Source organism: Escherichia sp. MOD1-EC5495, from assembly GCF_002965965.1.
GTDB lineage: Bacteria > Pseudomonadota > Gammaproteobacteria > Enterobacterales > Enterobacteriaceae > Escherichia > Escherichia ruysiae.
In genome coordinates, this window is the sequence record NZ_PTRI01000004.1 from 81,979 (window position 1) to 93,005 (window position 11,027).

General features: G+C 51.1%; 9 protein-coding genes and 1 pseudogene. 4 read left to right on the forward strand and 6 right to left on the reverse strand.

The window, feature by feature from the left end; genetic code table 11:
* Positions 1-143: 143 nt before the first annotated feature.
* The 5 genes and pseudogenes from mepS to yeiP all read right to left on the reverse strand — a co-directional run bounded on the left by mepS (position 144) and on the right by yeiP (position 5,239).
* On the reverse strand, positions 144-710 hold the full coding sequence (mepS, locus tag BEG40_RS04715; RefSeq protein ID WP_000241011.1) for a bifunctional murein DD-endopeptidase/murein LD-carboxypeptidase: 567 nt from the start codon (positions 708-710) through the stop codon (positions 144-146).
* A gap of 412 nt (positions 711-1,122) precedes the next feature.
* Positions 1,123-1,835: pseudogene (gene lpxT, locus BEG40_RS04720) on the reverse strand (Kdo(2)-lipid A phosphotransferase).
* Between the two features lie 38 nt (positions 1,836-1,873).
* The gene (yeiR, locus tag BEG40_RS04725) at positions 1,874-2,860 is read right to left on the reverse strand and encodes a zinc-binding GTPase YeiR (RefSeq protein WP_105284979.1); all 987 of its coding nucleotides are present in this window, start codon (positions 2,858-2,860) and stop codon (positions 1,874-1,876) included.
* A 117-nt stretch (positions 2,861-2,977) separates the two neighbouring features.
* Positions 2,978-4,444 (reverse strand): mannitol dehydrogenase family protein, encoded by a 1,467-nt coding sequence (locus BEG40_RS04730; protein ID WP_105284980.1) that lies wholly within the window; start codon positions 4,442-4,444, stop codon positions 2,978-2,980.
* Positions 4,445-4,666: 222 nt separating this feature from the next.
* On the reverse strand, positions 4,667-5,239 hold the full coding sequence (yeiP, locus tag BEG40_RS04735) for an elongation factor P-like protein YeiP (protein ID WP_001136827.1): 573 nt from the start codon (positions 5,237-5,239) through the stop codon (positions 4,667-4,669).
* Between the two features lie 154 nt (positions 5,240-5,393).
* On the opposite strand from yeiP, the gene BEG40_RS04740 reads away from it, so the two are divergent.
* Positions 5,394-5,648 (forward strand): YkgJ family cysteine cluster protein, encoded by a 255-nt coding sequence (locus BEG40_RS04740; RefSeq protein ID WP_024165195.1) that lies wholly within the window; start codon positions 5,394-5,396, stop codon positions 5,646-5,648.
* Here BEG40_RS04740 and setB read toward each other — a convergent pair.
* On the reverse strand, positions 5,645-6,826 hold the full coding sequence (gene setB / locus BEG40_RS04745) for a sugar efflux transporter SetB (protein ID WP_105284981.1): 1,182 nt from the start codon (positions 6,824-6,826) through the stop codon (positions 5,645-5,647). The genes BEG40_RS04740 and setB overlap by 4 nt on opposite strands.
* A gap of 368 nt (positions 6,827-7,194) precedes the next feature.
* Between setB and fruB the strand changes: the two genes are divergently transcribed.
* The 3 genes from fruB to fruA are packed head-to-tail and all read left to right on the forward strand — an operon-like array spanning position 7,195 to position 10,971.
* Positions 7,195-8,325 (forward strand): fused PTS fructose transporter subunit IIA/HPr protein, encoded by a 1,131-nt coding sequence (gene fruB, locus BEG40_RS04750; RefSeq protein WP_000487253.1) that lies wholly within the window; start codon positions 7,195-7,197, stop codon positions 8,323-8,325.
* Positions 8,325-9,263, forward strand: a complete 939-nt coding sequence (fruK, locus tag BEG40_RS04755; RefSeq protein WP_000091270.1) for a 1-phosphofructokinase — start codon at positions 8,325-8,327, stop codon at positions 9,261-9,263. Before fruB ends, fruK begins: the two co-directional genes overlap by 1 nt.
* Positions 9,264-9,279: 16 nt before the next feature.
* A complete protein-coding gene (gene fruA / locus BEG40_RS04760) occupies positions 9,280-10,971 on the forward strand; it encodes a PTS fructose transporter subunit IIBC (RefSeq protein ID WP_000854431.1) in 1,692 nt (563 codons plus the stop codon).
* Positions 10,972-11,027: the final 56 nt, after the last annotated feature.

Below are 11,027 nucleotides of genomic sequence, written 5' to 3' on the forward strand. Positions count from 1 at the left end.
AAAGGAAAGAATGACGGGACTATAGCCTGGTTCAAGATGTGGAAACATCATTTTCTCGGATCAGAAAAACCAAAAAGCACTGCCTAAGCAGTGCTTTCCGTTAACTCGTCAGGATAGCCAAGGGATTGCATCCAAACGATTTATTAGCTACGGCTGAGAACCCGACGTGCTTCGTTGTAACGCTTCTTCCAGTACGGCTCATTCATGCTGGAAATAATTACACCACTGCTGGTGGATGCGTGAACAAACTGATTATTACCGATATAAATACCGACATGGCGTCCGGTTGAACCCGCGCGGAACAGGACTAAGTCGCCTGTACGCAAATTACTGCGGGAAACTGATTTCCCCATTTCCTGCTGTTCATACGTTGAACGCGGAAGTTCTAAGCCAAATTGTTCACGGAAGGTACGTTGTACAAAACCAGAACAATCGATACCTTTTTTGGTGCTGCCGCCCAGACGATAACGAACGCCTTTCCAGTCAGCATACTGATCCATAATTCGCGATTTCACGTCGACATTACGAACCAGGTTTTCAAATTCATCCTGAGAAGCTTGCAGTGATGATGTTTCACTACCCACTGCACGTGTCTCAGGATGCATATTCTTTGCGGTGTTGTTTGCACTACATGCAGAAAGCAGAACCGCTACTGCAATCGCGGGAATGCCGCGCAAGATATATCTCAAAATCGGTTGAGATTTGACCATGTTGTTTGTTTTCCCTTGAAGTCCTTAACGATAAATATCGTTATAAAAAAATGCCAAGCGACACGAGACTAATTACCTGGGCATGTTGAAACAATTCCTTAAGGCCAAATCTGTGGACTAACGCACAAAATTATATGCTGTGAGGATAATTTAACGCCGAGGCAAAACGAGTTCGAGATTACCCGATTGGCGTGGTCTTGGCGAGCGGTTTTACATGATTTTTTATAAGAAAAAGTGATACAGAAAGTTAATAAGTGGGATTGGTCAATTAAAGAGCGATTGTGCGAAAAACATGCAATTCATTCATTTAATTAAAGAATGAGCACTGTGTTCGATGAATGAAAGCAATGGTGCGTATCATCAGGATTATCCTCACTATAAAAATAAACCTGATGATGTTAATTACTGTGAGTTATTTGTTTTGGAAATGTTTACTTTTTCCCGGTAGTGATTTGTCAAAAAAGGTGATTAATCGATCACTTAATGGTGTCAACAGCACCCAGGGTAAACCGATCAATATCACGGTCATGGAGCCGACAATTATATCGGTAAACCAGTGTGCGCCAATCATTACTCTGGGAAATGCAAAAACCACAAAAATAATAATGCCGATAAGACCTGCGACTTTTCCGAAATAACGCCACATAAAGGCGGAAAAATAAGTAGCATCATGCCGTGATCGCCGGGAAAGCTATCTCGTGATGCATCTTTCGTGGGTACAGGTAGCAGTTCGCTGACGCGGTTAATATCTGTAAAGGTTAATGTCGGACTGGCCCGTTTGACAGGAATTAATGCCTGGCCCAACTGGTTTAATACCACTGCGGTTAACAGCATGACCAGACCAATAATTACGATACGCCGTCTTCCGGAGGCGTTTTCTTTCAGCCAGAAACTCAGCATCAGCATTCCCATTGCCAGCAGTGAACAACCGTCGAATGCACGATTATTGGTCAATGCAACCAGCCATAAAAAGGCCTTACTTTCGACCAGTTTATGATTAAAAAAATAAAAAATATCCGCATCAATCGGTAACCAGAATCCATGATTAACGGGTATGTACCAAGAAAGAAACAGCACGAGGCCGACAACGTTCAACAACACTATTTGCGGCAAATTTTTAATCATATTTTCTCTAATTATCTTACTGAAAAACGCAGGCAACCTTACGCGCTGGTCGCTAAACGAAGCTTCAACAGCGCGCTTTGTAAGGCGTTCCAGTCAGTTTCGCCGCTGGAGATCAGCTCAATACGGCTATCCGGCGGTGCAACGTTTTGCGTTTCAATGTGCAGGTCATCGCCCTGACGGTTGATTCGCACCAGCCCTTCTGGAATGCGCATTACGCCTTTTACGCGTTCCACCGGTGCAAGTCGTGCCCATTCCAGAATGCCAATGGTGTCGAACACCGTGTCGGCGTCAAAAATCCAGCCGCAGGCCTGATGTCCTTGTCCGCTGTTCAGACTGCGACGCCAGCGTTGATGTTCTGGCAGACTTAAAGCCGCTAACCCTTTTTTCACGGTATGCTGATGTGAATGGGCGGCGCTGGCAGGCAACTCGGTTAAATTGCGACGGGGTAAATCCAGAAGATGACCTTCAATTTGCCCATGTTCGCAGTGAATTAATTGCCGATCGCCACCATTTTGTTGCCACCAGCGTTGCAACGCTTGCTCGCTTTCGGGCGTCGCGCGGTCGGATTTATTGGCGACAATGACGTCTGCGGCAGCCAACTGGTCACGGAAGTTTTCATTTTTGACGCTTTTTTCGTCCAGTAGCAGGCGTGGGTCGAGAATACACAACGTGGCGCGCAAGTCGATCCAGGGTTCATAGACCGGTGCGGTTAATAGATCGAGGATCTGTTTCGGATGGCCCAGCCCGGTTGGCTCTATCAACAAGCGGTCTGGTTTTCCCTGGCGCAGCAAAGTATTCAACCCTACCTGCATGGGTAAACCATTAACGCAGCACATGCAGCCGCCGGGGATCTCTTTCAGCAATGCGCCGCTATCGGCGAGCAAAGCGCCATCAATTCCGACTTCCCCAAATTCATTAACCAGTACCGCCCATTTTTCGTTTGGATCTTTATGGGCCAGCAGATGAAGAATCGACGTGGTTTTCCCGCTGCCGAGAAAACCGGTGATGAGGTTGGTCCTGGTCACAGCGGCTCCGCAATACTCTGATAAGTTAACTGTGCGTTAATCCTGGCTAAAAAAGGCAGAAAAGAGAAGGGGAGAGCGGACGAAGGCGGGCTTCATCCGCTTTAACCGCAGAAATCGTTAAATTTTGAGGGTATTTAATAGTGCCTGATGCGCTCCAAACTGCGCGATTTGTTGCCAGGCTTGTTCGATAGCCTGAACAAAATGCGGGTTATTTGGCAGGTCATCACCGAAAACTTCACGCAGAGAAAGCAGGGCGATTACGCGTTGTTCACTGCTGCTGCTCGCAACCAGGTCGCGAATTTTATCGCTAAGCGGATCGCGAACATCAATAGCATTTCCGGCATTATCAACACCGCACACATACCGCATCCAGCCTGCAACGCCTAATGCCAACAATGACCAGTCTGTTCCGCGCGCCAGATGGATGCGAATGCCTGCCAGCATACGCTGCGGTAATTTCTGGCTGCCATCCATCGCGATTTGCCAGGTCTTATGTTTCAGCGACGGGTTAGCAAAACGTGCAATTAACTTATCCGCATATTGTGTTAAATCGACATCTTTGATCCGCAGCGTCGGCGCCTGCTCATCCAGCATTAACGTTCTGGCGGCACGGCGAAATGCGCGATCCTGCATACAATCACTGATGTGGGCGAATCCTGCGAGATAACCCAGATAAGCGAGAAAAGAGTGACTACCATTAAGCATACGCAGTTTCATCTCCTCCCACGGCAGGACATCATTGACCATCTGCACGCCAGCGACTTCCCAGGCAGGGCGCCCCGCGACAAAGTTATCTTCAACCACCCATTGGATAAACGGCTCGCAGCTAATCGCACAGGGATCATTCACGCCCAGATGTTGGCTAATTTCCTCCAGTGATTCGTCGGTTGCTGCCGGGACAATGCGGTCTACCATGGTTCCCGGAAAGCTGACGTGATCTTTTATCCATTCCGCAAGTTCTGGCGAACGTTTTTCCGCCATCCCCAGCACCGCGTTTTTCACCACATGACCATTATCGGGAATGTTGTCGCAGGAGAGCACGGTAAACGGTGCAAGGCCGCGTTCACGGCGGCGTTTCAGTGCTTCGACGAGAATGCCTGGCGCGGAGTGAGGCTCTTCAGGGTTTTGTAGATCGTGAATAATCCGCGAATTGCTGGTGTCGAGTGCACCGGTCGCCGGGTCAATGCAATAGCCTTTTTCGGTAATCGTCAGGGAAACAATTGCCACCTGCGGCTCGCAAAACTTCTCAATAATTGCCGCTAATGAATCCAGTTTTGCATTCAGGCACTCGCGAACGGCTCCAATAATAATCGCCTGGTTACCGTCTGCGCCTTTCTCTAACACGGTGTATAAATGATCCTGCGCGCGAAGCTGGCTCATCAGCTGATCACCACTGAACAGGCTGATTTCACAAATTCCCCAGTCACCACCCAACGCACTCAGCACACGGTCGGTTAATAGTGCCTGATGCGCACGGTGGAAGGCTCCAAACCCAAAATGAACGATACGGGATTTCAATTGTTGCCGATCGTAGCGGGGCGAGTGTACGTGCTGCGGGAGTGTAACGGAGGCGATTGTATTCATAGGAGTCACGTCTTAGTAACGATTAATTAACAACGACAGTGTAAAGTTATATGACAGCAATTGAAATTGGTCTGGATTGTTAATGCGGTGAAGTGTGAGGGCGATCAATGTACTGGTGAATATTGCGGGAGAACGATGTTCAGGAAGCGCAAAATAAAAGATTGGTATAATAAATTAAAAAAGGGACAGCCTGAGCTATCCCTTTTCTGAATGTGGCTGAAATTAGTCAGCACGTCCCATATAACGGCGTTCTTCGATATGGATACGAATTTTTTCGCCCGGGCTTAAATATTCTGGTACTTGAATGACCAGACCGGTGCTCAATGTCGCCGGTTTGTTACGGGCGCTGGCAGACGCGCCTTTGATGCCCGGTGCGGTTTCAACGATTTCCAGATCAACGGTTTGCGGCAGTTCAAGCGCCAGAAGTTGACCGTCCCAGGTCAGAACCTGCATATCCGGCATACCGCCTTCTGGCATAAACAGCAGTTCTTCTTCGATCTGATCTTTCGTGAAGGTATACGGGGTATAGTCTTCTTTATCCATAAAGACATATTCGTTGCCATCGACGTAGGAGAAGTCAACGTAACGACGGGTCAGCGTTACGGTGTCAACGATATCATCGCCTTTGAAGCGTTCTTCCACTTTCAGCCCGGTACGGACATCAGAAAAACGCATTTTGTACAGCGTAGCGGCACCACGGGCGGTGGGAGACTGAATATCAATATCCTTAACCAGCAGCAATTTGCCGTTGTAATTCAGTACCATACCTTTTTTAATTTCGTTCGCTCTTGGCATCGAAAAATTCCTGTTATCGAAAATGTCAAAAATATCGCGTCAAACTACTCGCGACGAGCCTTTCAGGCAAGTGGTATTCGCACTTTTGCTGGTGCAAAAAAGGTGGTACTGTGCGCGCCCATCAATCCGGTGGTTAACCTTAAGAGAACAACGTATGGAATGCCGTCCGGGTTGCGGGGCGTGTTGCACTGCCCCTTCAATTTCCAGCCCTATACCTGGTATGCCAGATGGCAAGCCCGCCAATACGCCCTGCATTCAGCTTGATGAACAGCAACGTTGTAAAATTTTTACATCGCCGCTACGTCCGAAAGTTTGCGCAGGTTTACAAGCCAGTGCTGAAATGTGCGGTAACACGCGTCAGCAGGCGATGACCTGGCTTATCGATCTGGAAATACTTACCGCGCCTTAAACATCTTTAATCCGCAGTAAGCAGAACAGAGTGGCGATAATCATCACCATCGCAAACCAGAACACGGCGTGATAATTCCAGATTTCGGCGACTATGCCCGCCACTGACCCCGCGATGATCCAGCCCACACGAGACGTATTGGTATAGAGCGTGGTTGCTGAACCCGCCTGACCAGGCATCAGATCCTGAAAATAGAGCATCCCGATGCCACCCAGAATGCCAATAAAAATAGCATTCAGTAGCTGCAAGCCCAACAGAATGACAGGTGAATGCGCCATCAGCATACCTGCGTAAAAACAGACGCCACCCACGGCGGCAACGCGCATTAAGAAACGCTTACCCAGACGTTTGGCAAAATAACCCGCAATCAACATGGTCGGGATTTCCAGGCCTGCGGCGGTTCCCATCATCACGCCCGCCAGTTTCTCAGGAAGATGTAATTCGTTGATAATAAACAGTGGCATGTTGATGATGTACAGGCTATTTGACCCCCACATCAACGTACAAATGACAAACAGCAGTAGCGTATCGCGACGATTACGGCGCGGCGCTTCAACCGTGCCGGTCGCCAGCGGAACCTCTTTTTGCATCGATGGTAAAAATAGCCACACCATCACGCCGCAGACAATAAACGCCACTGCTGCGCTGAGATACATCACCGTAAAGCTGAACCCCATCGCCAGAGCATAAGCCAGCGGCGGACCAATGACCCATGCCAACGAAACCTGAGCACGTAAAAAAGAGCTGAACATCACCGCTTCACGCCCGGTTTTGTCAGCGTGCTCACGGGCAAGAGCAAACATTTGCGGGTTGGCGGTAGAGCCAAAACTACTAAGAAAGACACCAACGAACAGTAAAATAAAGTAGTTGCGGTTCCAGGCAAAAAGGGTGCAGGCCAGCACGCCTAGCAGGCAGCAAAAGACAATCAGTGATTTACGATCGCCGCGCTTATCAGAGCGTCCGGCGAGAAACTGACTCACCAGAATCCCGATGACAGCACTGCCGGTAAAGAAGAATCCCACCATCGCCGGACGGGCGTGCACTTCATCGGTAAGGAATATACTGAGAGTTGGGGTTTGCAGAGCGCCCGCAATACCGGTGAGAAAGGCAACGATTAAAAACGCCGTCGATGTCAGGTCAAACGATTTCGCGCTGGAGACTGCGGGGGAGTTATGCATGCTGGTCGATCACTGAAAGATGGAGACGCGGAGTTTACGCTGCTTGTCAGAAAATAAACAGTCAGTGAAATCAAACTCGCCACGAATAATCAAAATGCCATTTCACTCTTGTTGATTGTCTGCTGACGCTGCTGAAATGAAATTGCTGACAACGGATTTCTCCCGTCAGCAATTAGGAAAAATGACAAAAAATTGTGCAGCACATCAAACTTTTGGTCATAAGTTTACAGCTTCCCTTGCGTGCTGAAACAGAAGTATTATGCTTTCTTGAAACGTTTCAGCGCGATCTTGTCTTTAACCCTAAGCCAGGTTGGCGCTTTTTTTCTCATAGAGGCTGAATCGTTTCAATTCAGCAAGAGAGGAGAACTATGTTCCAGTTATCCGTACAGGACATCCATCCGGGCGAAAAGGCCGGAGACAAAGAAGAGGCGATTCGCCAGGTCGCTGCGGCGCTGGTGCAGGCCGGTAATGTAGCTGAAGGCTACGTCAATGGCATGCTGGCGCGCGAGCAGCAAACCTCAACGTTCCTCGGCAATGGTATTGCCATTCCCCACGGCACCACCGACACCCGCGATCAGGTGCTTAAAACCGGCGTTCAGGTGTTTCAGTTCCCGGAAGGCGTCACCTGGGGTGACGGTCAGGTGGCGTACGTGGCGATCGGTATTGCCGCCAGCTCGGACGAACATCTGGGTCTGCTGCGCCAGTTGACCCACGTACTGAGCGATGATTCCGTTGCTGAACAATTGAAGTCAGCCACCACAGCAGAAGAACTTCGCGCATTGCTGATGGGCGAAAAGCAGAGTGAGCAGCTGAAACTCGACAACGAAATGCTGACGCTGGATATCGTTGCCAGCGATCTGCTGACTCTTCAGGCGCTGAACGCTGCGCGTCTGAAAGAAGCGGGGGCCGTTGACGCCACCTTCGTCACCAAAGCCATCAATGAACAGCCGCTGAATCTCGGACAGGGCATCTGGCTGAGCGATAGCGCCGAAGGCAACCTGCGTAGCGCGATTGCGGTAAGCCGTGCGGCAAATGCTTTTGATGTGGACGGCGAAACGGCAGCCATGCTGGTGAGTGTGGCAATGAATGACGATCAGCCCGTCGCGGTTCTTAAGCGTCTCGCCGATCTGTTACTCGACAATAAAGCTGACCGTTTGCTGAAAGCGGATGCGGCAACATTGCTGGCACTGCTGACCAGCGATGATGCGCCGACTGACGACGTGTTAAGCGCGGAGTTTGTGGTGCGCAACGAACACGGCCTGCATGCTCGTCCAGGCACCATGCTGGTCAATACCATTAAACAATTTAACAGTGATATTACCGTGACAAACCTTGATGGCACCGGCAAACCGGCAAACGGACGTAGTCTGATGAAAGTTGTGGCACTTGGCGTTAAGAAAGGTCATCGCCTGCGCTTTACCGCCCAGGGGGCGGATGCTGAACAGGCACTGAAGGCAATTGGCGACGCCATCGCCGCAGGTCTTGGGGAGGGCGCGTAATGAGCAGACGTGTTGCTACGATCACCCTCAATCCGGCGTATGACCTTGTTGGTTTCTGCCCGGAAATTGAGCGCGGCGAAGTGAACCTGGTGAAAACTACCGGTCTTCATGCGGCGGGTAAAGGTATCAATGTTGCCAAAGTTCTGAAAGATCTGGGTATTGATGTCACCGTTGGCGGCTTCCTGGGTAAAGACAATCAGGACGGATTTCAGCAACTGTTCAGCGAGCTGGGCATTGCCAACCGTTTCCAGGTTGTTCAGGGGCGTACCCGCATTAACGTTAAGCTGACGGAAAAAGACGGCGAAGTCACTGACCTCAATTTCTCGGGGTTTGAAGTCACTCCTGCCGACTGGGAACGCTTTGTGACTGATTCTCTGAGCTGGCTCGGTCAGTTCGATATGGTCTGTGTCAGCGGCAGCTTACCGTCAGGCGTCAGCCCGGAAGCATTCACCGACTGGATGACTCGCCTGCGTAGTCAGTGTCCTTGCATTATCTTTGATAGTAGCCGCGAAGCATTAGTGGCAGGTTTGAAAGCGGCACCGTGGCTGGTGAAACCTAACCGTCGCGAGCTGGAAATCTGGGCAGGCCGTAAACTGCCTGAAATGAAAGATGTCATTGAAGCTGCACATGCGCTACGTGAACAAGGTATCGCGCATGTCGTAATTTCACTGGGTGCCGAAGGCGCGCTTTGGGTTAATGCCTCCGGCGAATGGATCGCCAAACCACCGTCAGTCGATGTCGTAAGCACTGTTGGCGCAGGGGATTCCATGGTTGGCGGCCTCATTTATGGCTTGCTGATGCGTGAATCCAGTGAACACACACTGCGTCTGGCAACGGCTGTTGCAGCCCTGGCGGTCAGTCAAAGCAATGTGGGTATTACCGATCGTCCGCAGTTGGCCGCAATGATGGCGCGCGTCGACTTACAACCTTTTAACTGACAGCAGGAGAGGCATAATGAAAACGCTGCTGATTATTGACGCTAATCTCGGTCAGGCACGCGCCTATATGGCGAAGACCCTGCTGGGCGCGGCGGCGCGAAAAGCAAAACTGGAAATCATCGACAATCCGAACGACGCTGAAATGGCGATTGTTCTGGGTGATTCCATCCCGAACGACAGCGCGCTGAACGGTAAAAATGTCTGGCTGGGCGATATTTCCCGCGCAGTCGCGCACCCTGAGCTGTTCCTGAGTGAAGCCAAAGGCCATGCGAAGCCTTACACTGCGCCGGCCGCTGCGACAGCACCGATTGCCGCCAGCGGCCCGAAACGCGTGGTTGCGGTGACTGCTTGCCCAACTGGCGTAGCACATACCTTTATGGCTGCTGAAGCCATTGAAACCGAAGCGAAAAAACGTGGCTGGTGGGTGAAAGTTGAAACTCGTGGCTCCGTTGGTGCGGGTAACGCGATCACGCCTGAAGAAGTGGCAGCAGCGGATCTGGTGATTGTGGCAGCAGATATCGAAGTGGATCTGGCAAAATTTGCCGGTAAACCGATGTATCGCACTTCTACCGGTCTGGCGCTGAAGAAAACGGCGCAGGAGCTGGATAAAGCGGTTGCTGAAGCGACGCCTTACGAACCGGCGGGCAAAGCTCAAACGGCAACTACTGAAGGTAAGAAAGAGAGTGCAGGCGCGTACCGTCACCTGCTGACGGGCGTTTCCTACATGCTGCCAATGGTGGTTGCGGGTGGTCTGTGTATCGCGCTTTCCTTTGCTTTTGGTATCGAAGCGTTTAAAGAGCAAGGGACGCTGGCGGCGGCGCTGATGCAGATTGGCGGTGGTTCAGCCTTTGCGCTGATGGTGCCGGTACTGGCGGGTTACATTGCCTTCTCCATTGCCGATCGTCCGGGTCTCACGCCGGGTCTGATTGGCGGTATGCTGGCGGTCAGCACCGGTTCTGGCTTCATTGGCGGGATTATTGCGGGCTTCCTGGCGGGTTACATCGCGAAGTTAATCAGTACGCAACTGAAACTGCCACAGAGTATGGAGGCGCTGAAACCGATTCTGATCATTCCGCTGATTTCCAGTCTGGTGGTCGGTCTGGCGATGATCTACCTGATCGGTAAACCGGTTGCTGGCATCCTCGAAAGTCTGACTCACTGGCTGCAAACCATGGGTACTGCGAATGCGGTTCTGCTGGGGGCGATCCTCGGTGGCATGATGTGTACTGACATGGGCGGTCCGGTAAACAAAGCAGCGTACGCGTTCGGTGTGGGTCTGCTGAGTACTCAAACCTATGGCCCGATGGCGGCGATTATGGCGGCAGGTATGGTGCCACCGCTGGCAATGGGCCTGGCAACAATGGTGGCGCGTCGCAAATTCGACAAAGCGCAGCAGGAAGGTGGCAAAGCCGCTCTGGTACTGGGACTGTGCTTTATTTCGGAAGGTGCAATTCCGTTTGCTGCTCGTGATCCGATGCGTGTGCTGCCGTGCTGTATCGTGGGTGGGGCGCTGACTGGCGCAATCTCAATGGCGATTGGTGCGAAACTGATGGCACCGCACGGTGGTCTGTTTGTTCTGCTGATCCCTGGCGCCATTACGCCGGTACTGGGTTACCTGGTGGCAATTATTGCTGGTACGCTGGTGGCGGGTCTGGCCTATGCCTTCCTGAAACGTCCGGAAGCGGACGTTGTGGCGAAAGCAGCATAATAAAACGTGAACTACAGGGCAGAAATTTTCTGCCCTGTATCATTTGATGAGTGCAA

Excerpts from the sequence above, each read along its gene's own strand:
- mepS (WP_000241011.1), bottom strand. The coding sequence starts at position 710 with ATGGTCAAATCTCAACCGATTTTGAGATATATCTTGCGCGGCATTCCC.
- BEG40_RS04730 (WP_105284980.1), bottom strand. The coding sequence starts at position 4,444 with ATGAATACAATCGCCTCCGTTACACTCCCGCAGCACGTACACTCGCCC.
- yeiP (WP_001136827.1), bottom strand. The coding sequence starts at position 5,239 with ATGCCAAGAGCGAACGAAATTAAAAAAGGTATGGTACTGAATTACAAC.
- BEG40_RS04740 (WP_024165195.1), top strand. The coding sequence starts at position 5,394 with ATGGAATGCCGTCCGGGTTGCGGGGCGTGTTGCACTGCCCCTTCAATT.
- setB (WP_105284981.1), bottom strand. The coding sequence starts at position 6,826 with ATGCATAACTCCCCCGCAGTCTCCAGCGCGAAATCGTTTGACCTGACA.
- fruB (WP_000487253.1), top strand. The coding sequence starts at position 7,195 with ATGTTCCAGTTATCCGTACAGGACATCCATCCGGGCGAAAAGGCCGGA.
- fruK (WP_000091270.1), top strand. The coding sequence starts at position 8,325 with ATGAGCAGACGTGTTGCTACGATCACCCTCAATCCGGCGTATGACCTT.
- fruA (WP_000854431.1), top strand. The coding sequence starts at position 9,280 with ATGAAAACGCTGCTGATTATTGACGCTAATCTCGGTCAGGCACGCGCC.